The organism is Bifidobacterium santillanense (assembly GCF_018555385.1).
GTDB lineage: Bacteria > Actinomycetota > Actinomycetes > Actinomycetales > Bifidobacteriaceae > Bifidobacterium > Bifidobacterium santillanense.
In genome coordinates this window covers 31,689-54,639 of record NZ_JAFEJS010000003.1, presented here as the reverse complement: position 1 = coordinate 54,639, position 22,951 = coordinate 31,689, and the positions used below count along the sequence as shown (strand labels likewise).

General features: G+C 67.0%; 14 protein-coding genes, 1 tRNA gene and 1 pseudogene. 10 read left to right on the top strand and 6 right to left on the bottom strand.

Features of this window, described 5'->3' with window-relative positions:
* Positions 1–95 precede the first annotated feature (95 nt).
* The 3 genes and pseudogenes from JS528_RS04325 to JS528_RS04315 all read right to left on the bottom strand — a co-directional run.
* A tRNA-Thr gene (locus JS528_RS04325) sits at positions 96–169 on the bottom strand.
* Between the two features lie 116 nt (positions 170–285).
* Entirely contained in the window at positions 286–1,257 is a 972-nt protein-coding gene (locus JS528_RS04320; protein ID WP_214357873.1) for a DsbA family protein, read from the bottom strand.
* A gap of 1,665 nt (positions 1,258–2,922) precedes the next feature.
* Positions 2,923–3,795: pseudogene (locus JS528_RS04315) on the bottom strand (serine/threonine-protein kinase); the annotation flags it as partial.
* Positions 3,796–4,318: 523 nt separating this feature from the next.
* Between JS528_RS04315 and JS528_RS04310 the strand changes: the two are divergent.
* Positions 4,319–7,303 carry a glycoside hydrolase family 3 protein gene (locus JS528_RS04310; RefSeq protein ID WP_214357872.1) on the top strand — a complete coding sequence of 995 codons (2,985 nt, stop codon included), beginning with the start codon at positions 4,319–4,321 and terminating at the stop codon, positions 7,301–7,303.
* A 124-nt stretch (positions 7,304–7,427) separates the two neighbouring features.
* Here JS528_RS04310 and JS528_RS04305 read toward each other — a convergent pair whose 3' ends face one another.
* Positions 7,428–8,585 (bottom strand): MFS transporter, encoded by a 1,158-nt coding sequence (locus JS528_RS04305; protein WP_221339847.1) that lies wholly within the window; start codon positions 8,583–8,585, stop codon positions 7,428–7,430.
* 243 nt (positions 8,586–8,828) lie between these two features.
* Between JS528_RS04305 and JS528_RS04300 the strand changes: the two genes are divergently transcribed.
* From JS528_RS04300 to JS528_RS04290, 3 genes are all read left to right on the top strand, one after another.
* Positions 8,829–9,824 carry a LysR family transcriptional regulator gene (locus JS528_RS04300; protein ID WP_214357871.1) on the top strand — a complete coding sequence of 332 codons (996 nt, stop codon included), beginning with the start codon at positions 8,829–8,831 and terminating at the stop codon, positions 9,822–9,824.
* A gap of 180 nt (positions 9,825–10,004) precedes the next feature.
* Positions 10,005–12,620 (top strand): glycoside hydrolase family 3 C-terminal domain-containing protein, encoded by a 2,616-nt coding sequence (locus JS528_RS04295; RefSeq protein WP_214357870.1) that lies wholly within the window; start codon positions 10,005–10,007, stop codon positions 12,618–12,620.
* A 196-nt stretch (positions 12,621–12,816) separates the two neighbouring features.
* A complete protein-coding gene (locus JS528_RS04290; protein WP_214357869.1) occupies positions 12,817–13,386 on the top strand; it encodes a GtrA family protein in 570 nt (189 codons plus the stop codon).
* Between the two features lie 9 nt (positions 13,387–13,395).
* On the opposite strand, the gene JS528_RS04285 is transcribed toward JS528_RS04290, so the two are convergent.
* Both JS528_RS04285 and JS528_RS04280 read right to left on the bottom strand, forming a co-directional pair.
* Positions 13,396–14,811 carry a GHKL domain-containing protein gene (locus tag JS528_RS04285; RefSeq protein WP_214357868.1) on the bottom strand — a complete coding sequence of 472 codons (1,416 nt, stop codon included), beginning with the start codon at positions 14,809–14,811 and terminating at the stop codon, positions 13,396–13,398.
* On the bottom strand, positions 14,808–15,545 hold the full coding sequence (locus JS528_RS04280; RefSeq protein ID WP_214357867.1) for a LytR/AlgR family response regulator transcription factor: 738 nt from the start codon (positions 15,543–15,545) through the stop codon (positions 14,808–14,810). Before JS528_RS04280 ends, JS528_RS04285 begins: the two co-directional genes overlap by 4 nt.
* Positions 15,546–15,819: 274 nt before the next feature.
* Between JS528_RS04280 and JS528_RS04275 the strand changes: the two genes are divergently transcribed.
* From JS528_RS04275 to JS528_RS04250, 6 genes are all read left to right on the top strand, one after another.
* Positions 15,820–17,151: a glycosyltransferase gene (locus tag JS528_RS04275; RefSeq protein WP_214357866.1), complete on the top strand. Its 1,332-nt coding sequence runs from the start codon at positions 15,820–15,822 to the stop codon at positions 17,149–17,151.
* 261 nt (positions 17,152–17,412) lie between these two features.
* Positions 17,413–17,853: a PTS sugar transporter subunit IIA gene (locus tag JS528_RS04270; RefSeq protein ID WP_214357865.1), complete on the top strand. Its 441-nt coding sequence runs from the start codon at positions 17,413–17,415 to the stop codon at positions 17,851–17,853.
* Positions 17,854–17,969: 116 nt separating this feature from the next.
* Positions 17,970–18,266, top strand: a complete 297-nt coding sequence (locus JS528_RS04265) for a PTS sugar transporter subunit IIB (RefSeq protein WP_214357864.1) — start codon at positions 17,970–17,972, stop codon at positions 18,264–18,266.
* A gap of 59 nt (positions 18,267–18,325) precedes the next feature.
* The gene (locus JS528_RS04260) at positions 18,326–19,714 is read left to right on the top strand and encodes a PTS ascorbate transporter subunit IIC (RefSeq protein WP_214357863.1); all 1,389 of its coding nucleotides are present in this window, start codon (positions 18,326–18,328) and stop codon (positions 19,712–19,714) included.
* A gap of 209 nt (positions 19,715–19,923) precedes the next feature.
* The gene (locus tag JS528_RS04255) at positions 19,924–20,712 is read left to right on the top strand and encodes a GntR family transcriptional regulator (RefSeq protein ID WP_214357862.1); all 789 of its coding nucleotides are present in this window, start codon (positions 19,924–19,926) and stop codon (positions 20,710–20,712) included.
* 291 nt (positions 20,713–21,003) lie between these two features.
* Positions 21,004–22,131, top strand: a complete 1,128-nt coding sequence (locus JS528_RS04250) for an ABC transporter ATP-binding protein (protein ID WP_214357861.1) — start codon at positions 21,004–21,006, stop codon at positions 22,129–22,131.
* The last annotated feature ends 820 nt before the right edge of the window (positions 22,132–22,951 follow it).

The following is a 22,951-nucleotide window of genomic DNA, read 5'->3' as shown; positions in this document are numbered from 1 at the left end:
TAATCGGGGGGAAGGCTCCCAGGCGACTTACCCGTGTTAAGTATTGTTCGGCACCCCCGGCGCACATACAGTGTACACCTTTCGGGGGCACGACGAGCCTCTTGTCGGGATCGAACCGACGACCTGCCGCTTACAAGGCGGCCGCTCTGGCCATCTGAGCTAAAGAGGCTTGGGCACGCGTTCATCCGCGCCGGGCGGCGCATGCACGGGCTACCAGCATACTACAGGGGCTCCCCGCGACACCATGCCGCGGGGAGCCCCTGTGAGCGACCCGTTCCGCCCGGTCTACTCGCCGGTGGTCAGGGAGACCGGCTTGCCGTCCGCGCCGATCGAGGGCAGCTGGCCCTCGACTCCGACCTGGTCGTCCTTGAGGCCCAGCGCCTCGACCAGCCCCTCGTCGGCGGTCAGATCGGCGGTGGACAGCTGGTTCATGTCCCAGAAGTTGCCGTTGATCGTGACGGTCGGCGTGGTCATCGAGCCCTTGAGCTGGCCGGAGACGTTGAGCAGCTCGGTGCGCTTGGGGGTGTACGTGTTGATCGCGTCGAGCCAGTCGGTGTACTTGTCGGTCACGGCCGCGTCGGCGACCTGCTGCGAGACGCCGGCCTTGACGGCCTGCTGCTTCATCTGCTCGTCGGAGGTCTTCTTGCCGGAGTTCTCCTCGGGCTGGAAGCTCTTGGCGTACATGTTCGTGATGAAGCCGAGGATGTGGCTCGCGTCCTTGTCCTGCTCGGTGATCGAGAGCAGCATGTTCGCGGCGCGCGTCGAGTACTCGTCGCTGCTCCAGCGGTCGCCGAACGACATCGGATGCAGTTCGAGGTTGATCTGGCCGGCCTCGACCAGCTTGGTGATCGTCTCGCCGGCGGTGCGCTCGAAGTTGCCGCAGCCGGAGCACATGAAGTCCATGTAGACCGCGACGGTCGGCACGTCGTCGATCTTCTCGTTCACGCCGTCCTTGGACAGCAGGATGCCGCCCTTCTCGTCGGCGGTGCTCGGCTTGGTCTTGACCGCCTGCAGCTGCGAGTACGCCTCGTCGACCGTCAGACTGTCCGAGGCGGTGCTGGAGTTGTGCGAACGCCAGATCGCGAATCCGGCGACCGCGACCAGCGCGATGACCACGACGACCACGATCGCGCCGATGATGGTCTGCTGCTTGCGCTCCTTCGCCGCCTGCTCGGCACGGGCCTTGGCGGCTGCCTCCTCCGCGGCGCGGCGTGCGGCGCGGGTCTTGCGCTTGTCTGTCTTGTCGGCGTTCGCCATGGATGCGTTCCTTTCCCCGGACGATCGAAAATCAGGCAATGGGATATGTCGATACGAGACATATCGGACGATCTTGTCGCAAGTCTAGCCGTCGGCCTTCCGTGCGCGCCGGCCGACGGTTGAATTCCACGTGAATTACACGCTGGGCTGATTCGCCGGGCGCCCGCGCAGCGCCCCCGCCGCCAGACGCAGCGTGTCCGAATACGGCCACAGCGACGTGAGGATCCACGCGATCGCCGCCATGCCGGCCGCGACCAGCGACGTCGAGGTGAACGGGCCGTCGTCGGCCAGCCACGGGATCTGATACGGCCAATAGCCGTTCGGCGTCGGCATCGGATACCACGGCAGCTTGAGCGCGACCACCGCGAACACCAGGCACAACACGTAGACCAGTGCGAACTGCGCCGTGCGCGCGAGCGCCGCGACCAGCGCCTTGACCAGATGCCACGGCAGCTGGATCAGGCGCAGGGCGCCGTCCGACCCCTTGCGCTCGCCGCCGCGGCGCGACTCGCGGTCGAGCTGGGCGGTGTCGCTGTAGCCGACCGTGAACAGCAGCCAGAACAGCACGGCCGCGACGATGAGCCCGGCCGCCGGCCAGAACACGGCGCCGATCGCCGGGATCACGGCCATCACGGCCAACGGCAGCGGGCCGCGCGCGAGATAGCGGTCGCGCGTGAGATCGGCCGCGTTCGCGTGACTCGGGCCGCGCTGGTCCATCGGCAGCGGCATCACCGGAGGCATATCCTGCGGCACGCCCTGCGGCGGTGTGCGCAGGAACTCCGGCACCGTGCCCTGCTGGGGCTGCGTGGCCTGTGCGGTCTGCGTCGGCGGAAGGACCTGCGTCGACTGGCCGTCACGCGGGTTTCGCGGCGGGAACAGCGGCTCCGGCTGAGGCGCCGGACGCTGGCCCGGATGCAGTGGGATCGGCGACATGACAGCCGTATTCTGCTGCGTGCGCGGCTGCCGGGTGATCGACCGCGGTTGCGCCGTCGGCATCACCGTGGTCGCGGCCGGACGGCTCGCCTCGGCGTCGTCCGATTGGCCGGACGGATTCGTCTTGGCGCCCGATGCCGGCACGTACGCCGGCGGTATCTCGGCGGACGAGCCTTGGGCGGCGGCCGCGCGGGGGCGGGCCGGACGCACCTGGGCGAACTGACCCGACTGCGCGATGCGCGGCGAGGGCGCAGACGTACCTGCAATCGGCTGGTTCGCGTTGTTCGCGATGCGCCGCAGCACGGGACGGGCCGCGGGATTGTCGGCCATGCCGTCGTGGGGATCGTACGGTTCCGCCGGGGTCGGCGATGCCGTCGCGGCCGTCGGAACCGACGGGCGGGACTCGCCCGAGGCGACGCCGTCGACGGGCATCACCTTGGTCGCGCCGGGCGGCGGGGGAGGGCAGAGCAGTCCCGGCACATCGCCCGGACCCAGACGGTCGCTCGGCAGGGCGACCGTGCACTGGTCCGGCGTCAGCGCGCGGGTGGCCGCCAGTGCGTTCGAGCCGGAATCGCCCAGCACGGCCGTCGCGTCGTCATCGCCGGACGCGCCCGGCCAGAGCGTGCGCGTGCTGACGGCGCCGGTCCCGGCGTCGCCGGCTTCACTGCCATCACGGCCAAAAGGGTGCACCACCCCGTTTCCATCCGCGCCCGTCGCGTCGCCGGCCAGCGGATTCAACGCGTCCAGCGCGATCGCGTGCAGCAGCTGATCCGGCGTGCAGCGCTTCGACGGATCGGGGTTGAGGGCGCTCCTGAACGCGGTGAGCGTGTGCGTGGGCAGGCCGGCGAGATTCGCGTTACCCGACGCCTCGCGCTCGAGCACCGCCATCATCGGCTTCGTGCCGAACACCGGCTCGCCCATCGCCGCGAACGCGAGGACCGAGGCCACCGACCACCAGTCCGTCGCCTCGTTCGACTCCGCGCCCTCGATGATCTCCGGGGCGATGAACCCCGGCGTGCCCATCACCAGGCCCGTGCGCGTCACATGGCTCTCGCCCTCGCCCATCGCGATGCCGAAATCGACCAGGATCGGGCCGGTCGCCGAGATCATCACGTTCGTCGGCTTGATATCGCGATGCACGATGCCGGCCGCGTGCACGGCCTTCACTGCCTCGATGAGTTTGCGGGCGAGCCGCTCCAGATCGTCGCCCACGTAACGGCCGTTCGCGGCCACGTCGTCCTTGAGGTTCCTGCCCTCGATCAGCTCGGTGACGATGAACGCGAGCGCATCGTCGAGCTCCATGTCGACGATGCCGCACACGCCCGGATGGTTCACGCGCTTCAGGGCCATCGCCTCGCGACGCAGGCGCTCGCGGGCGGTGACGTTCTCCTTGAGGTTCGGGTCCTGCTGGGGTTTGGTGCCGGCGTCCCCCTCGTCGGACAGCGAATCGCGCAGGATCTTCATCGCGTACACCTGTCCGCCATCGTCGCTCACACGCCACACCGAGCCCATGGCGCCTGAACCGAGGCGGGAGATGAGGGTGTAGCCGCCCACCACCTCGCCCAGCTCAAGGGTCAACGCGTTCAAATCACTCATACGACCCATCCTATCCATCGCCCCCCGAACCGCCATCGTGCGGGGCGTTGTCGCCGTCCCGTATCCGTACGTTCCGTGTGGCTCCGTGACGGTTGACCACGGGAGCCGTATGCATGGGGTGGCCGGAGCGTACGTCCTTTGTGGTCATCCGGCACCCGACCACACGGAACGTACGCCGAGTCCATCCATCCGTACGTTTTCCGGGGTCATCGACTGGCTAGCCACGCAAACCGTATGCTGACACTGTCTGAGCGTACGTTCCCTGTGGTCATCGGCCGGTTGGCCACGCAAACCGTATGCTGACGCCGTCTGAGCGTACGTTCCCTGTGACGTGGCCGTCGTTGGCCACACGGAACGTACGCTGATGACGGGTATGGCGAGTCGTGCAGAATATGCACGCGAAACGACAGGATGGGCATACACGGGGTCACGGCGGCCGCGCTTCGGCCACAATCGAACCAACGACATCGACGACAAGGACGTGTCGAACCGAAAGCGGAAACATCGCAGCCGGAGTCAAGGAGGAAGAACCATGCTGCAGATAGAGTGGGCCGACGTCATCGCGACCATCCAATCCATCCGAGGCGAGCTGATCGCCATCGCCGTGTTCCTGGCGCTCGCGCTGATCGTGACCGTCGCGGTCAACCGCAGGACCGTGCGTGATGAGGCCGCGCGCAAGCTGACGCATTCGACCGCTTGGGTGGCGGTCGGCGTCGCCGCGCTGGTGTCCGTGTCGATGATGCTCACGGGCCCGCTCAACACGATGGTGACGATGGCCACCGCCGCCAAGCACGAACTGACCGAGGCGACCATCACGAAGACCAACAAGCTCGCGGTGGACATCGAACGCGAGGGCATCACGCTGCTCAGGAACGACGACGGCACCCTGCCGCTCGCCGCCGACTCGCACAAGGTCAACGTGTTCGGCTGGGCCTCCACCAACCCGATCTACGGCGGCACCGGATCCGGCTCGATGAACGACCAGTACGACACCGTCTCGATCCTGCAGGGCCTTGCCGACGCCGGCATCACGACCAACAAGGAGCTGTCGCGGTTCTACACGAAGTACCGTGCGGACCGCCCCGTCTCCAATTCGACCACGCAGGACCTCACCCTGCCCGAACCGCCCGCCGCCACCTACGGCGACAAGCTCATCGCCGACGCCAAGGCGTTCTCCGACACGGCCGTCGTCGTGCTCGGCCGTTCCGGCGGCGAGGGCTTCGACCTGCCCGACGACATGGGCGACATCGGCACGATCCGCCAGTCCGGCGCCGGCAAGGCCGCGATCCTCGAGCCGGACGACCCCGATGACGCCGCCGACGGCGCCGCGACCGTCTACCGCAACAACTCCGCCGACTACGACGACTTCGAGGACGGACAGGGCTACCTCGACCTCTCGCGCACCGAACGCGACATGATCGATCTGGTCACGAGGAACTTCGACCACGTGGTCCTCGTCTACAACGGCGCCAACACGATGAACCTGGGCTTCGTCGACGACTATCCGCAGATCACGTCGGTGCTGTGGGCGCCGCCCGCGGGCCAGGCCGGCTTCACCGCGCTCGGCGAGGTGCTGACCGGCGCGACCAATCCCTCCGGCCGCACCGCAGACACCTTCCTGCGCGACTTCTCCAAGGCGCCGTGGGGCAACAACTTCGGCCAGTTCCAGTACGACAACATGGACGGGTTCGCCGTCAAGTCGAACCATCACGGACAGAGCATCACAATGACGCCGAGCTTCGTCGACTACGTCGAAGGCATCTACGTGGGCTACAAGTACTACGAGACCGCCGACGACGAGGGCGCCATCGACTACGACGCCGTCGTGCAGTACCCGTTCGGCTACGGACTGAGCTACACCACGTTCAATCAGAAGATGGGCGACGTGACGTACTCCGGCGGCAGGATCACCTTCGACGTGACCGTCACCAACACCGGCGGGACCGCCGGCAAGGACACCGTCGAGGTGTACTACAACCCGCCGTACGTCAACGGCGGCATCGAGAAGGCCTCCGCCAACCTCATCGACATCGCGAAGACCAAGACGCTCGAACCCGGCGAATCGACCACCGTCTCCTTCTCCGTCAAGGACGAGGACATGGCCTCCTATGACGCCGACGGCGCCAAGGCGTACGTACTCGACAAGGGTGACTACACGATCTCCATCAACGCCGACTCGCATACCGTCATCGACTCCCGCACGGTGAACGTGCCCGAGACCATCACCTACTCCGGCGACAGCCGCCGCTCCTCCGACGCCGAGGCCGCCACCAACCGGTTCGACGACATCAAGCCGACGTTCACGACCCTCTCGCGCGCCAATCACTTCGCGAACCTCGACGAGGCCACGGCCGCGCCGACCGACTTCTCGATGCCGGACAAGTACAAGGACGGCTTCGTCAACGCCTCCAACTACGAGAACGAGAACTCCGACTCGGACGAGATGCCCGTCACCAAGGCGAAAAACGGCGTGAGCCTGTACCAGCTGTACGGCAAGGACTACGACGACCCGCAGTGGGACAAGCTGCTCGACCAGCTGAGCTTCGACGACATGAACCAGCTCATCGCCTTCGCCGGCTACGGCACCGCCGCCATTGACTCGATCGGCAAGGTCCGCCAGACCGACGTCGACGGCCCCTCGACGCTCAACAACAACTTCACCGGCGTCGGCTCGATCGGCCTGCCCTCGGGTGTGTCCGTCGCGAACACGTTCAGCAAGGAGCTGGCGCGCGAGTTCGGCGAGACCATCGGCGACATGGCCCGCGAGATGAACGTGACCGGCTGGTACGCGCCCGCCATGAACATCCACCGCACCCCGTACGCGGGACGCAACTTCGAGTACTTCTCCGAGGACGGCGTGCTGTCCGGCGTCATGGCCGCGCAGGAGGTCGCCGGAGCCCGCGCCAAGGGCGTCTACCCGTTCATCAAGCACTTCGCGCTGAACGACCAGGAGGCCAACCGCGTGTCGATGCTGTGTACGTGGGCCGACGAGCAGACGATGCGCGAGATCTACTTCAAGCCGTTCGAGATGGCCGTCAAGGACGGCGGTGCGACCGCGGTGATGACCTCGTTCAACTACCTCGGCAACGGGTACTCCGCGGCCGACACGCACCTGACCCGCGACGTGCTGCGCGGCGAATGGGGCTTCCGTGGCATGGTGGAGACCGACTACTTCGGCACCTTCGGCTATCAGGTGGGCGACCAGCTGATCCGCTCCGGCACCGACGCGATGCTCGCCACCATCGACGGCCTCAACACCATCACCGACCATTCCGCGACCTCGCTCAAGGCGATGCGCACCGCCGCCCACAACATCCTCTACACCGATGTGAACAGCTGGCTGTACGCCGACGGCGAGCCGGACGACCCGACGCCGGTCTGGCTGATCGCGATGATCGCGGCCGACGTGGTGCTCGGCGCGGCGCTGGCCGGCCTCGAGATCCTCGCCGTGCGTCGGTTCGTCAGGCGCCGCAGGGCCGCCGCGGCCATGGTGACGGTCGAATCGGCCGTCCGATGATTGATCCGACCGGTCATCGGTGAGGCGGGCGGACCCCGTTGCGGTCCCGCGATGGCCTCTCGATGACCGGATTCCGGCTCCCTACCCGGTACCGCCCGGGAGGGAGCCGTTTTCGCTGCTTTCGCTACCGCTTCCGCGACATGATGAGGTAGCCGATCACGGCGATCGGCATCGTGAGCATCAGCGCCGGGTAGAACCAGGCGATGGCGACGTTGGCGTACAGCCAGCCGCCGATGATCGGTCCCAGCGCCATGCCGAGATCGAGGCCGATGTAGTACGTGGCGTTGCCTCGGCCTCCGTGGCCCTCGCCGGCGAGGCGCACCGCGTCGGACTGGCTCACCGAACTCATCAGGCCGTAGGAGGCGGCCATGAACACGGCGGCGACGAGCATCATCAGGTCGCCGCGCATCACGGTCATCGCGCCGAGCGAGACGAGCATCGAGCCCGCGCACAGCGAGAGGAACCAGCGGAACGGACGCCGGTCGAACTCGTTGCGCATCGCGACGCGCAGCACCAGCAGCGCGGCCGCGTACAACGGGAAGAACAGGCCCACCTCCACCGGCAGGCGGCGAGCCTCCACGTACGTGACGATGTAGGACTGCGTCGCGCAGTAGGGGATCGCGAACAGCATGAAGACGAGCGCGACCGGGATCACGGGAATCGAGATCGTGCGCTCGACGCGCTCGCGCAGGGTCGTCGTCTCGGTTGTGCGTGCCGGTCGTGCCGGTCCATGGCGGGTCGCGTCGCTCCGCACGAGCGCGACCAGCGCCAGCGCCACGACCATCCCGATCGCGGACAGCGCGAACGCCGCGCGATAGCCGAGCATGCGCCGCACCGCGATGCCGGCGGCCGGGCCCAACGCCATCGCCAGCGCGTTGACCATGCCGTAGTAGCCCATGCCCTTGCCGATGTGCTCCAGCGGGATCAGCGCGGTCAGCCACGCCGCCAGGCACACGGACAGGCAGGAGAACCCGACGCCGTTGACGATGCGCGCGGCCATGACCGACGCCGGGCCGGGCGCGCACGCGTACCAGCCGTTCGCCGCGATGAGGAGCGCGAGCGCGAGCATCGCGAACCGGCGCAGCGAGACCCGGTCGCACAGGCGGCCGGCCCACGGTCGGCAGAACAGCGAGACGATGTTCATCGTGCCGGCGATCATCCCGGCGAACTCGCCGCCCGCGCCCAACGAGTGCGCATAGCCGACGATCAGCGGGGTCGCCAGCATCGTGCCGGACATGTAGAAGAACGCGGCGGCCATGATGACCGCGATGTCGCGCGTCATGAACCCGTCGGATCCGTGTTCCGTACGTTTCCCCGTACGTTTCATATTCGATTCACTTCCCTCTTCTCGATGGTTCCGAAAACGGATTGTAGGCTCGCTCTCGTTGGAATATGGCCGTTCTGTGGCAGCTTTACGGGTGAAGGTGCACTCTTGTGGTTACCACATGGTTGATGCCGGTACGGGCCCTGGCCCCCTCCCCGAGGAGAGCTGCCCGCGAACGCGGACCGAAAGGAGGAAACGGCCATGTACGACCGACGTTTGGACGCGATCATCGCGGCGTCCGAATGTGGCAGCTTCAACGCGGCCGCGCGCCGCCTGCATCTCTCGTCGACCGCGCTCGCCAAGCAGATCAACGGCTTCGAACGCGAGCACGGGCTGATCCTGTTCGACCGCACCCGGGCCGGCGTCAGCCCCACACCTGCGGGCCGCTCCCTGATCGACGACGCCCGGGGCATCATCCGGCTCAGCGATCGCGCGCTGCGCCACGCGCGCCGACTGGTGCAGGACGCCAACGGCACGGTCCGCCTCGCCGTCTCCCTGCTGCGCCCGGCCACTCCGGTGCTTCAGCTGTGGCCCCGGGCCGCCGCATGGCTGGAAGCGCGAGGGGAACCGGTGCGGCTCGAACTGGTGCCGATGGCCGACGAATCCTCCGCGGCCGGTATGCCGGACGGCACGTCCGCGCCCGGAGTGCCGGCGGGCGGCGTCCCCGTCGATCGCGCCGACCGCACGGCGACGGACGGCTTCATGGCCGCGCTCGACCGGCTCGGCGAGGACGTCGACGTCGCCGCCAGCGGCTTCTCGCCCTCCAGCCAACGCCATCCCTGCAACGTCCTCGAACTGGGCGAGTACCCCCTGCGCATGGGCGTGCCCCTGTCGAACCCGTTGTCATCGCGGCCGTCGTCGCGCCCGCTGCATCTGACCGACCTTGCCGGGCAGCGCGTCCACCTGCCCGTCGAAGGCGACAACGACGCGATGGACCGTGCGCGCGCCCTGCTGCGCACGGTGCCCGGCGTCACGCTGATCGACATGCCGCGCTACACGTTCGACGAGTTCAACGCCTGCGCCGCCAGCGGCGACCTCGTCCTCGCCCGATCCTTCGGCACCGACATCCATCCGATGATCCGCCTGATGCCGGTCGATTGGGATCTGACCCTCGCCTACGGTCTCTTCTACCCGCTCGATCCGACCCCCGCCGTGTCGTCGTTCGTCGAGGCGGTCGACGCCGTACGCCGCCGCTGATCCGCCCTGATCCGCCGATTCGGGTCGCCGATCGATGCGCCGCCCCGCTGTCCGGCGCCGGTCGATGCAGAATATGCGCCCCGAACGACAGGATGGGCGAAACCGGGCGCATGACTCGGCCGATTCGGCCACAATCGAATCAACGACGAAATCGAAGTGATCACTGCGAAGGAGAGTGACATGGAACTCGAAGAGCTTTCGGTGGCCGAGAAGGCGGCGATGCTTTCCGGCGGAAGCGAATGGGACTCGCGCGGCAACGACCGCGCCGGCATCCCGAGCTTCGTGATGAGCGACGGACCCCACGGCGTGCGCCGCCAGCTCGGCGCCGGCGACCATCTCGGCCTTGGCGCCTCCAAGCCCGCCACCTGCTTCCCGACCGCCGGCACGGTCGCGGGCTCGTGGGACCCGTCCCTCGCCGAGGAGATGGGCGAGGCGCTCGGCCACGAGGCGCACGACCTCGACGTCAACGTGCTGCTCGGACCGGGCCTCAACATCAAACGCAATCCGTTGTGCGGCCGCAACTTCGAGTACTACTCCGAGGACCCCGTCGTGGCCGGGCGCATGGCCGCCGGACTCATCCGCGGCATCCAGTCGAACGGTGTGGCCGCCTGCCCCAAGCACTTCGCGGTCAACAGCCAGGAGCTGCGGCGTCAGGCGTCCAACTCCGTCATCGACGAGCGCACGATGCGCGAGATCTACCTGACCGGCTTCGAGATCGCCGTGCGCGAGGCCCGTCCGATGACCATCATGACCTCGTACAACCAGATCAACGGCGTCTACGCGCACGAGAACAAGCACCTGCTGGGCGACATCCTGCGCGACGAATGGGGCTTCCGCGGTATGGTCGTCTCCGACTGGGGAGGCTCTGACTCCGCCGTCGCCGCGGTCAAGGCCGGCGGCTCGCTCGAGATGCCGAGCCCCGGATACACGTCCGTGCGCGAGCTCGTCGCCGCGGTCAAGGCCGGCACGCTCGCCGAGGCCGACCTCGACGCCCGCGCCCGCGAGGTCGCAGCGGTCGCGCGCGCGACCCGCCTCGACGGCGTCGGGCGCGACGATCTGCTCGACGACGCCGTCGCCGCCGAGCATCACGAGATCGCCCGCCGCGTCGCCGAAGGCTCGATGGTCCTGCTGAAGAACGAGGCGACGGAATCGGCAACCCTCGCATCCGTCGCCGCGGCGCTCGCCGGCGGCGATGCCCGTCCGTCCGTCTTCGGCGCCCCGCACGGCGTGTCCGCGCCGATTCTGCCGCTCGGGGTCGGCACGCGCGTCGCCGTGATCGGTGACATGGCGAAGACCCCGCGATTCCAGGGCTCCGGCTCGTCCAAGGTCAACGCCACGCGCGAGGAGAACATCCTCGACGAGATGCGCAAGCTGGCGTCGGCTTCGACGCTGTCCGCGGGCTTCGGCTCCGCCGGTGCCGTCCCGCCGGTCACCGTGACCGGCTACGCGGCCGGTTACGACCGTCAGGGCGCCGCGAATCCGGCTTTGATCGACGAGGCCGTCGCGCTCGTCTCCCGTGACGACGTCGACGTCGCGCTCGCCGTCGTCGGCCTCGACGAACGCAGCGAATCCGAGGGACTCGACCGCTCCACGATGGCCATCCCGCAGGCGCAGAACGACCTGGTCGCGGCCCTCGCTGCCACCGGCAAGCCGGTCGTCGTCGTACTCGTCGCCGGCTCCCCGGTCGAACTGCCGTGGTGCGACGACGTCGCCGCGATCCTCTACGTCGGACTGTCCGGTCAGGCCGGCGCGTCCGCCACCGTGCGCGCGCTGACCGGCAAGGTCAATCCGTCCGGGCATCTCGCCGAGACCTGGCCCGTGCGCTACGACGACTGCCCGTCCGCCGGCTGGTATCCGGCCGCCGGACGCGACGCGATCTACCGCGAGGGGCCGTTCGTCGGCTACCGCTACTACGAGACGTCCGGCGTGCCGGTCCGATTCCCGTTCGGCTACGGCCTGTCCTATTCGCGCTTCACGCTCGCCGATTTCGCGCCCGCAGCCGACGGTTCCGGCGTCGAGGTCACCGTGACGAACGACTCCGACGTGCCCGGCGCGACCGTCGTGCAGCTGTACGTGAGCGGCCCGTCGCGCTCCGGCGTGCTGCGCCCTGCCCGCGAGCTCAAGGGCTTCGCGAAGGTCGCGCTCGGGGCGGGCGAATCGAGGCGGGTGCGCATCGCCTTCGACCGCTACACGTTCCGTCACTTCGACGTCGCGGCCGACTCGTGGCGCGTCGAGGCGGGGGAGTGGACCCTCGCCGTCGGCTTCGACGCCGAGACCCTGCCACTGACCATGACGTACACGGTCACCGTCGCGGCCCCGTTCGGCATGCCGGTCGTCGACCCCGCCCCTGCCGGTGATGCCGCCCCTGATCCGGCGCTCGGCCACTACCTCACCGGCGACGTCACGCACGTCACCGACGCGGAGATGCGCGCGCTGTTCGGCCGCGAGGTGATTGCCCCCGGCAAGCCGACCGTGTTCGGCGTCAACGACCCGATCTCGAGCTGGTCCGGGTCGCGCGGATTCGTCGCCCGTACCATCGCCCGCACGCTCGAACGTCGCGAGGCGAAGGTGCGCGAGAAGACCGGCGCCCCCGACCTCAACACCCTGTTCATCCTCAACATGCCGCCGCGCGCGATGGCCAAGATGACCGCCGGCATGGTCGACTCCGCGATGGTCGACGCGATCGTCGCCATCGGCAACGGCCGCACGTTCCGCGGGGCTTGCACGCTCGCCGCCGCCCACTTCCGCAACCGATCCGCCAACAAGCGCATCGCCAAGGAGCTCGACCATGAGTGACGAGCGATGGCTGCGAACGCCGGGAGACTCCGAACGTGCCGCCCCTATCGGTTCCGTACCGGCCGATGCCGTCCCCGAACGTGCCGTTCCGGCCGAATCCAATCCGGCGGACGACGCCGGCATCATCCCCGCCACCGCGCCCACGCGGACCGTTCCCACCTCATCCGTTTCTCTCGTCGAAGGAGCATCCACGACCATGTCCCAGTCCGAACCGACCATCACCCTGACCGAGCCGTCCGCCGAGCCGGCCGCCGCCGCGTCCGCGCCCCGCGGCCCGATCCGCCGCTGGATCGCCGCCCATCCGACCATCTGGGAGTTCATCCTGTTCAACGTGCTGTCGAACATCTCCACGATCGTGCGATTCGTGGGCGCGTGGATCGGCACCGCGGTCTTCGTCGGCGCGCTGGGCCTGACCGCGCCGTTCCACTTCCTGATCTTCAACTACCCGGAGTCCGGCAACGGACTGGGCGGCTTCCTCACCTTCCTCACGGCCGAGGCGGTCGCGCAGGTCGTCAACTTTTTCGTGCAGATGAAGTGGGTGTTCAAGTCCGACGCCGGCTTCGCCGACGCCGCATGGAAGTACGCGATCCTCGCCGTCGTGATCGTCGTCGTCAACCTGGTCCTGCCCGGCTACGTGACCGCCCTGTGCCAGGGCTGGGGCATGAACGCGGGCCTCGCCGGCACGATCGCCTCGCTGGTCAACACGGTGCTCGCGGTCGTCGTCAGCTACCCGATCCTCAAGTTCTGGATCATGCCCAAGCAGTGACCCGCGCCCTTACCGCGGCAGGAGCACGGTGAGCATGAACCAGCCGTCCTCGGCCTTGATCGACACTTCGCCGCCGTACTGCGCGGCGATGTGCCGGATCGACTTCACGCCGAACCCGTGCCGTGACTCGTCGTGCTTCGTCGTGCGCAGGTTGCCGGCCGCATCACGGCGCAGCGGCGTCGCCTCGTCGAACGTGTTCTCCACGCGGATCACCGTGAACCCGCCCTGCGCGTACAGCGCGAGCCGGATGAGCCGTCGCTCGGGATCGTCCAGGCGCGACGTCGCCTCGATCGCGTTGTCCAGCGCGTTGCCGAACAGCGTCGCGATGTCCATCGACGACATCCCCGCTGCCCCCAGCAGCGCGCCGTCCGCGACCGCCGTGAACGTGATGCCGCGTTCGTCGCAGGCGCGCGTCTTCGTCGTGAGGATCACGTCGAGCACCGGATTGCCGGAATGCTGCTGCGCGCTGTACTCGGCGACCGAGCGCTCCAGCTGCTCGAATCCGGCCGCCGCGTGCCCCGGATCGACCTCCGCGCGCAAGGCCGCGATCTGATGCTTGAGATCATGCGCAAGCCGTCCGATCGACTCAAGGTTCTCCTTCGACGCGAGATACTCCTGATGCTGGCTCTCCAGCTGCGCGTTGATCGAGGCGAGCTCCATGCTCGCCGCCGTGCGTCGCGCCTGCTCCTGCTGCGCGTACAGGATCGCGAACCCGCAGAAGTCGACCAGCGTGCGGATGTAGAACACCTCCTGGCCGATCCGGCCGGAGAACGGCGTGTTCGTCGACACGAAGCTCAGATTGCTCATCGCGAACGTCATCAGCGTGATGAGCACCGTGCCGGCCGCGAGCCGCGCGGTCACGTCCGTCGGCTCGTCGCTGCTGAAGTTCCCGCGCTCCACCAGCCACGCCGCGCCGAAGCAGACCACGTACGTGACGATCAGCAGCGTGATCTCGACGAGCGTCGGCCACCATGAGCCGTCGTCCGATGTGCTCAACGTCCCCGCAAGCCCCGAAACTCCGATCGCATCGTCCGTCGAACCTCGCGGCGGGATCCCGCCCGTCGCCGACCGGACGAACGTCGCCAGCTGCCAGTGCAGCGACGCGACCAGCTCGGCCAGCACGAACGCGCGCGCCGTCACATACAGTCCCTCGCGCCGGCCCGAGCCGGAGCCGAGCCACACGATCAGCCACATCCCGCCGAACGCGAGCAGCATGCCGATCAGCCAGAACCACAGCGGCATCGCGCCGGCCAGATACTGGATCGCGACCATCGCCGCGAGCCCAGCCGCGCACACCGCGACCGTGCGCCGCAGCGGCACGCGCCGGAAGACGACCGTCAGATACATGACGCACGCCGCCCACTCGCACACCGCCGTGTACAGTCGCGGGATATCCGGCAGGGCGTTCGTGATCGTGCCGTTCACCGCACGCCACCCACGTAATCGGCCATCGCGGCCATGAACGCCTTCTTGCGCGGCCGGCTCACGCGCAGACGCTCGCCGTTCGACATCACGCAGTCCTGATCCTCCATGCCTCGCACGTGACGCAGGTTCACCAGATAGCACGAGTTCGACCGGAAGAACCCGTGCCCGTCGAGCCGCTCCTCGAACGCCTTGAGCGTGCCCGTCACCGACAGTTTGCCGGCGAGCGTGTGGACGATGATCGTGTGCCGGATCGACTCCACGTACACGACGTCCGCGAGCTCCAGACGCTGCTGCGCGCCGCCCGCCTCGATGAGCAGCGACTCGTCCGAACGCCGACGCACCATGTCGATCGACCGCTTCATCTCCTGCTTGAACGCGAACCACGGCACCGGCTTCAACAGATACGACAGCGCGCCCACCTGATAGCCGTTGATCGCGTACTGCGGCGCCGCGGTGATGAACACGATCACGACCGAGTCGTCGCGCTCGCGGATGCGCCGCGCCGCCTCCATGCCGTCCATGTCCTTCATCTCGATGTCGAGCAGCAGGATGTCGTACACCGGCGCGTACCGTTCGACGATCTTCGCGCCGTCGTCGAACACCGAGACCGTGAACCGCACGGCGTCCGGTGCCGAGTCCCCCTCGCTCTCGGCCTGATACCGGTTGAGGTAGTCCAGCACCTGCTGGCACGCCGAGGCGTCGTCCTCGACCACCCCGATGCGGATCTCGCGCATGACCAACCTCCTCGTCCCTCGTCTGTACTCCCGAGGCGCCGTGCGCCGCATGCGCCACTCATTCCGATTGTATCCGCGGGTTTCGCGCCGCGCCGGCAGTCGTTTGCCGTCCCGCGTCCCTGTATGACGCGCCTCGTCCCCGTTCCGGCGGACCGTGGTCCGTGGGTCGCCGGACATCGATGGACGGATGCGCGGAACCGCTCCTCGTCGTTGTGAACCCGTGGGTCGTCGGGTCTTCACACCGCCTTCGTGCGGCGGCGTTACGCTGGTGCGCATGGAACGTGAGTCGTCGCAACGTGAGCCGCAGCAGCCTCTGGTCAGCGTCATCATCCCCGTCTACAAGGTCGCGTCGTACCTCGACGCGTGCGTCGCGTCCGTCACGGCGCAGACGTACCGGAACCTGGAGATCCTGCTCGTCGACGACGGGTCTCCCGACGAGTGCCCCGCGATGTGCGACGCGTGGGCCGAACGCGACCCGCGCGTGCGCGTCATCCACAAGCCCAACGGCGGCCTGTCCGACGCGCGCAACGCCGGCATCGCGCGTGCGACCGGCGACTACATCTACTTCGCCGACTCCGACGACACCGTCGCGCCGAACCTCGTCGAGGACTGCCTTACGGCGATGCGCAAGTACGACGCCGACCTCGTGATGTTCAAGTTCGACACGATCTCCGAAAGCGGCAAGCCGCTGCTGTCCGACTACCGCCACAACGACTTCGACCAGGTGCAGGTGCTGGAGCCCGTCGAGGCCGTCAAGATGCAGGTCAGGGCCGAGATCGACGGCTACTTCTGGGCGTTCCTGGCTCCCGCGTCCACGTATCAGGGTTCCGGGTTCTCGTTCCCCGTGGGGCGCAAGATCGAGGACCTCGCGCGCATCTGCGAGGTGATCGGCGCGGCCACGCGCGTCGTGCGCATCCCCGAGGCGCTGTACCACTATCGTCTGCGCGAGGGGTCGATCACCGCCGGACTCGACCCGCGGCTGATCCGCGACTGGATGAAGGCGGCCGACGACCGCGAGACGTACATCGACGAACGGTTCCCCGAGCTCAGGCGGTTCATGAAGCTCCAGCAGCTCAACTTCTTCGCGAACCTCGACTACGAGACGATGCGCCAGTCCCTGATCGCGGGTCTGAAGATCGACCCGGAGGACGCGGACGCGCTGCGCCGGCGCATCGAGTCGCTGCGCGACGAAATCGAGCGCGACGACGAGATCACGATCCCCGCCGCGCTGCACGAACTGCTCGGCATCCTGAAGCTCGCCGTCGCCAAGGGGATGGACGGTCTGGTGCCGGATGCGCCCGCGTCGGCGGCTGTACCGGTCGTAGGCGAGACTGCCGGGAACGGGGCTGGAAGTGCCGGGGCCGAAGATGCCGCGGCGGCCGGGACCGGGACTGGGGCCGGCGAAGGTGCGCGTGCCGGCGACGGGGAGCACGTGTCGCTGTCCGATCTGTTCCGCGACATGCGCGAGGACTGGCGCCAGATGCGCATCCAATGGGCCGGTCAGTGGTCCGATGCGGTCGGCGCGGTGCATGATGCGGTGCCGGACGTGGTCCGCAACGCCATGCAGGAGGCCGAGCTCGAGCAGGTCGAGCAGCGTCGCGAGTAGCGGATGATCGACCGGTCCTTGGTGCCTCGGTCCGGTGTCGTCCGTGCTCCGACACGCCGTTATGACATCATGTCGTTATGACGATATGATGATATTACGAATTCGACGAGGCGGGATGAACCGCGGACCGGATTCCGCCAAGGCCGCCGCAGGCCGAGGCAGCGGACATAACCATGAAGACCGATTGCTCGGCCGCCGCCGCATCACCGCAACGCGTGGTGGTGCGCGCAACCGGTGGGAGCGAACTCGCAAGGAGGCATTGTGCTTTCGTCATATTTCCAGCAGGGCGGCGTCCTGTACGCCGATCGCGTATCCGACTGGCGTGAGGCGGTCGACGAGGTGACCCGTCCGCTGCTCGACGCTGACGCCATCACCGGCGGCTACATCGACGCGATCAAAACATCGATCTCGTCGCCGGGCGGCACCTACATCGACCTCGGCGGAGGGGTCGCGCTCGCTCACGCACGCCCCGAGACCGGAGTGAACAGGACGTCCCTGTCCGTCCTGCATGTCGACGAGCCATTCGATCTGGCCGATGACGCGGCTCACCCGATCTCCACGATGTTCTGCCTCGCGGCCGAGGACTCCAACGCCCACATCGACCTGATGCAGGCGCTGGCCGGTCTTCTGACCGATACCGACAGGCTCGCCGCGGTCAACACGGCCTCCGACGCCGACGAACTGGCCAAGGCCCTCGCCTGACGGGCGGCGACCGGCGCACCCGTATCCAATCCATCCATCCTCTCCATCCGCATACCGACAAACCAAACCCCCAAACCCCGGATTCACGAGAATCCATAACCAGAAAGGCATTCACCATGAAGATCATCACCGCCTGCAGCACCGGCCTCGGCTCCAGCTTCATGACCCAGCTCAACATCGAGAAGGCGCTGAGGAACCTCGGCGTCGACGGCGTCGAAACCGACCACATGGACATCGCGTCCGTCACCCCCACCTCCGCCGACGTGCTGTTCGTCGGCCGCGACATCGCCGAGGCCGCGACCGGTCTGATGAAGGACGTCGTCGTACTCGACAGCCTCATCGACATGGACAACATCACCAAGCAGGTCGCCGCCGCCCTTGAGCGCCACGGCGTCGCGGTGCCGGGCAAGTGACCGCGCGGTAGGCAAGCGGCAGCAAGGAAATAGGGAAAGCACAAGAAGAAGGAGAACCCATGAATGGCGCATTGTCTGTCCTGTTGGACATCTTCCGCCAGCCGTCGATCATCGTCGCGCTGATCTCGCTGATCGGCCTGGCCGTGCAGCACAAGAAGGGCACGGACATCATGAAGGGCACCATCCGCACGATGGTGGGCTTCCTGGTACTCTCCGCCGGCGCGTCCGTCGTCTCCGGGGCGCTCGACCCGTTCGGCGACATGTTCCAGCACGCGTTCCACGTGCAGGGCGTCGTGCCGAACAACGAGGCGATCGTCGGCACCGTGCTGGTGAAGTACGGTTCCGAGGCGGCCCTGATCTTCTTCTTCGGCATGATCGTCAACATCCTGCTGTCGATGACCTCCCGCTTCAAGTACATCTACCTGTCCGGCCACGTCGCCTTCTATATGGCCACGATGGTCGCCGTGATCCTCGAGGTCGCCGGCCTGCCGGCATGGGGCGTGATCCTGTGGGGCGCCATCGCGCAGGGCCTGATCGTGACGATCTCCCCGTCCCTCGTGCAGCCGTTCATGAAGGCCGCTGCGGGCACCGGTGATGTGGCGCTCGGCCACACCGGCGGCGCGGGCATCGCCCTCGGCGGTCTCGTCGCCCGTCTGACCCGCTCCAGGAAGCACCCGTCCAAGTCCACCGAGGACATCAAGTTCCCGTCCGGTCTGGGCTTCCTGCGTGACACCACCGTCATCATCGCTCTGTCGATGGCGTTGATCTACATCGTCGTCGCCTTGTTCGCCGGTGGCTCGTACATCGAGGATAAGCTGTCCGACGGCCAGAACTTCGTCGTCTTCTCCGTCCTGCAGGCCGCCACCTTCTCCGCGGGCGTGTTCATCATCCTCGCTGGCGTGCGCGTGGTGCTCGGCGAGATCGTCCCCGCCTTCAAGGGCATCTCCGAGAAGCTCGTGAAGAATTCCAAGCCGGCCCTCGACGTGCCGATGATTTTCACCTTCGCTCCGAACGCCGTGCTCATCGGCTTCATCTCCAGCTTCGTCGGCGGCATCGTCGGCATGGGCATCATGGCGTTGGCCGGCACGACCATCATCATTCCCGGTATCGTGGCCCACTTCATGACCGGCGGCGCGACCGGCGTCATCGGCAACGGACAGGGCGGTATCCGCGGCGCGGTCATCGGATCGTTCGTCAACGGTCTGGTGATCACCTTCCTGCCGCTGTTCCTGCTGCCGGTGCTCGGCGACATGGGCATGGCGAACGCCACCTACTCCGACGCCGACTTCGGCGTGGCCGGCATCCTGCTCGGTCAGCTCGGTGGCCACGGCGGTCAGGTCGCGCTGATCGTCGGCATCGTCGCCGCAGTCGTCGTCTTCTACGCCGCGTCGTTCGCGCTGACCGCGCGTGACAAGCGGAAGGCCGCCGCCGAGGTCGCCTCCGAGTGACTGCGCAGGTGATGGCCGGAGACGGCATCGTCCGAAGATAACCGAACATCGAACATGAACGGCGGAATCGCCGGGATTGGCGCCGAAAGCGTCATCCCGGCTTTCGTCGTATTCCCATCCGGTTCCGGGCGGCGCACGCATCCGCGACGGGGTCGTCGAGCCGGGGCACGGTAAAGTCGTATCGAGAACAGACAAGGAGCTGATGACACATGGCAGAGGGCGTTCCCAAATACGTTGCGGTCAGGGACAACCTGCGGCAACGTGCGCAGGCCATGCAGCCGGGCGAGAAGCTGCCGGCCGAGCCGGAGCTGTGCGAACGGTACGGGGTCAGCCGCATCACGCTGCGCCATGCCGTCGGCGATCTGATCCAGGAGGGGCTGCTGGCGCGAGAGCAGGGTCGCGGCACCTTCCGCACGGCCGTCGGGTTCGGTGCCGGAGCGTCCGGTCCCGCGATGACTGTGGGGTCGGGCGTCGCCGCCGGTGCCGCCGGGCGACGCACCATCGGCAGCTACATCCGCGGGTTCTTCCGCCAGCAGGCCGATCTCGGCAACGCCGTGAGCACCAAGGTGCTCGACGACTCCATCGTGCGTAACGCGAAGGCCGCGGCGCATCTGGGAGTGGACGAGGGCGAGGATCTGATCCGGCTCGAGCGCCTGCGCTACGTGGGCGGTGCGGCGAAGCAGCATGTCGTCTCGTTCCTGGTCGCCTCGAGGTTCCCGAAGGTACTCGCATGGGACTTCAGCGACGATTCGCTCTATGAGTTCCTCGAGCGCGAGTACGCCGTCAAGCTCGTCGAGAACGACGCGACCGTGCGCGTGCGCGCGTTGGACGGACGCATGGCCTGGTACTTCGGCGTCTCCGACGGTACCGCCGTGCTGGAGATGGATTCGACCGTGCGCGACGAGTTCGGCGCGACGATCGCGTTTAGCACCACGTTGCATTCGCCCGACGACGGCGAGGTGTCGTTCGTCGTGCGCACGCAGCCATCGATCGTCTGATCGTCGGGGCGTCTGGTCGGTTAGACAGACTCCACGACACGCCGGGGCTCATGCGAAACACTTGCGAAAGCGCTTTCCTTGATTTGGCGGCGAGAGCGTGTATAGTGAAGCGCAGGCTCGACGGAGGAGTCCGGAGGGTCCGCATAAGTAAACGCCGAGGTTTGCGGTTTACCAGCGATTGCAGCGATGCGGTCAACGGCAACGAACGGATCAAAGCACAGCAGTAAAGCAAAGTAGTAATCCCTTTACAACGGATCGTGAGGCACGTACCTGCCTCTGAAAGGATGAACAATGGCAGAAGTCGTTTTCGACCACGTCACTCGTATCTACCCGGGCAACGACAAGCCCTCGGTGGATGATCTCAATCTTGACATCAAGGACGGCGAGTTCCTCGTGCTCGTCGGCCCGTCCGGCTGTGGTAAGTCCACCACGCTGCGCATGCTGGCCGGCCTCGAGGAGGTCAACAAGGGCCGCATCCTGATCGGTGATAAGGACGTCACCACCATGCAGCCGAAGGACCGCGACATCGCTATGGTGTTCCAGAACTACGCGCTGTACCCGCACATGACCGTCGCCGACAACATGGGCTTCGCTCTGAAGATCGCCGGCACTCCGAAGGAGGAGATCCGCAAGCGCGTCGAGGAGGCCGCCAAGATCCTCGACCTGACCGAGTACCTCGACCGCAAGCCGAAGGCCCTGTCCGGTGGTCAGCGTCAGCGTGTCGCCATGGGCCGCGCCATCGTGCGTAAGCCGAAGGTCTTCCTCATGGATGAGCCGCTGTCCAACCTCGACGCGAAGCTCCGTGTCCAGACCCGTACCCAGATCGCCGCTCTGCAGCGTCAGCTGGGCGTCACCACCCTGTACGTCACCCACGACCAGACCGAGGCCCTGACGATGGGCGATCGCATCGCCGTCATCAAGCTCGGCATCCTGCAGCAGGTCGGCGCCCCGACCGAGCTGTACGATCGCCCGGCCAACGTCTTCGTCGCCGGCTTCATCGGCTCCCCGTCGATGAACATCAACGTGCACCCGGTCGTGAACGGCAAGGCCCAGATCGGTGAGGACACCGTCGACCTGCCGGCCGACGCCGTCAACAAGCTCACCCCGGAGGACGGCGGCAAGATCGTCGTCGGCTTCCGTCCTGAGGACGCCTCCCTGGCCCCGGCCGACGATCCGAACGCCTTCTCGCTGAAGGTCGTCAACGTCGAGGATCTCGGCTCCGACGGCTACATCTACGGCAACATCATCACCGATGGCTCCGCCGCGGAGGAGGCCCAGGTCATGTCCGACCAGAACAAGCTCACCACGGTTCGCGTGAACCCGCGTGCGCTGCCGAAGGTCGGCGAGACCGTCAAGATCAAGATCGACCCGGCCAAGATGCACCTGTTCGCTCCGTCGACCGAGCTGCGCATCAACTGAGATCGGGATCGACTGACAGTGACTGACAGTCGAACGCGAATAACTGAATATCGATAATTGAATATCGCATAACTGAATGACGCCAATCGCTCCGGTCGTATCCGCCGGCATGGTCTTCCGCGACCTGCCGGCGTGACCGGCGCGGTCGTCGACCGGTGTCGTTGCCATGATTCGCATGGCGCGGCGCCCGGTCCCCGCCTCTTCCGGGCGATTGGCCTTTGAAGACTTGGCTGAGCAAGCTGTTGGCTCGGTCAACCATTAAACGAGACGTCTCTCTTCCTCTCTATTCCGTCTCGTTGAAGAAGCCCCGCTACGTTGCGGGGCTTCTTTTTTGGGGCTCTTCGGGTGTTTGTGTGGGTGTGAATCATGGGCTATGGAACTTTTGTGGTGCTTTAGGCTCCGCTTCCTAGTCACCCGATTCCCATGGGGTGTGGGCGTGGAACTCGTTCCAATCGATGCCGTCTGCGCCGAAGACGACGCTCCTCGAGACCCCGCCAGTCCCCGACGCCTCCATCCCATGAACAGTCCGGGTGCGTCCCATAAGACTCCGGGTAAGTCACGGGACTCCGGGTGCGTCACATGGGACTCCGGGTTCGTCACGGGACTCCGGGTACGTCACGGGACTCCGGGTTCGTCACACGGAGCTCCGGGTTTCATCGCACCTGACTCCGAGGTTGTCGCACCTGACTACGAGGTGTCACGTCCGACTCCGGGATCATCACGTGAGGGTCCGGGGATGTCACGCTGGACTCCGAGGTTTGTATCGTTTTTCCGTAACAAACCCCGGAGTCAGGCGTGCAAAATCCGGGGTGTGACGTGA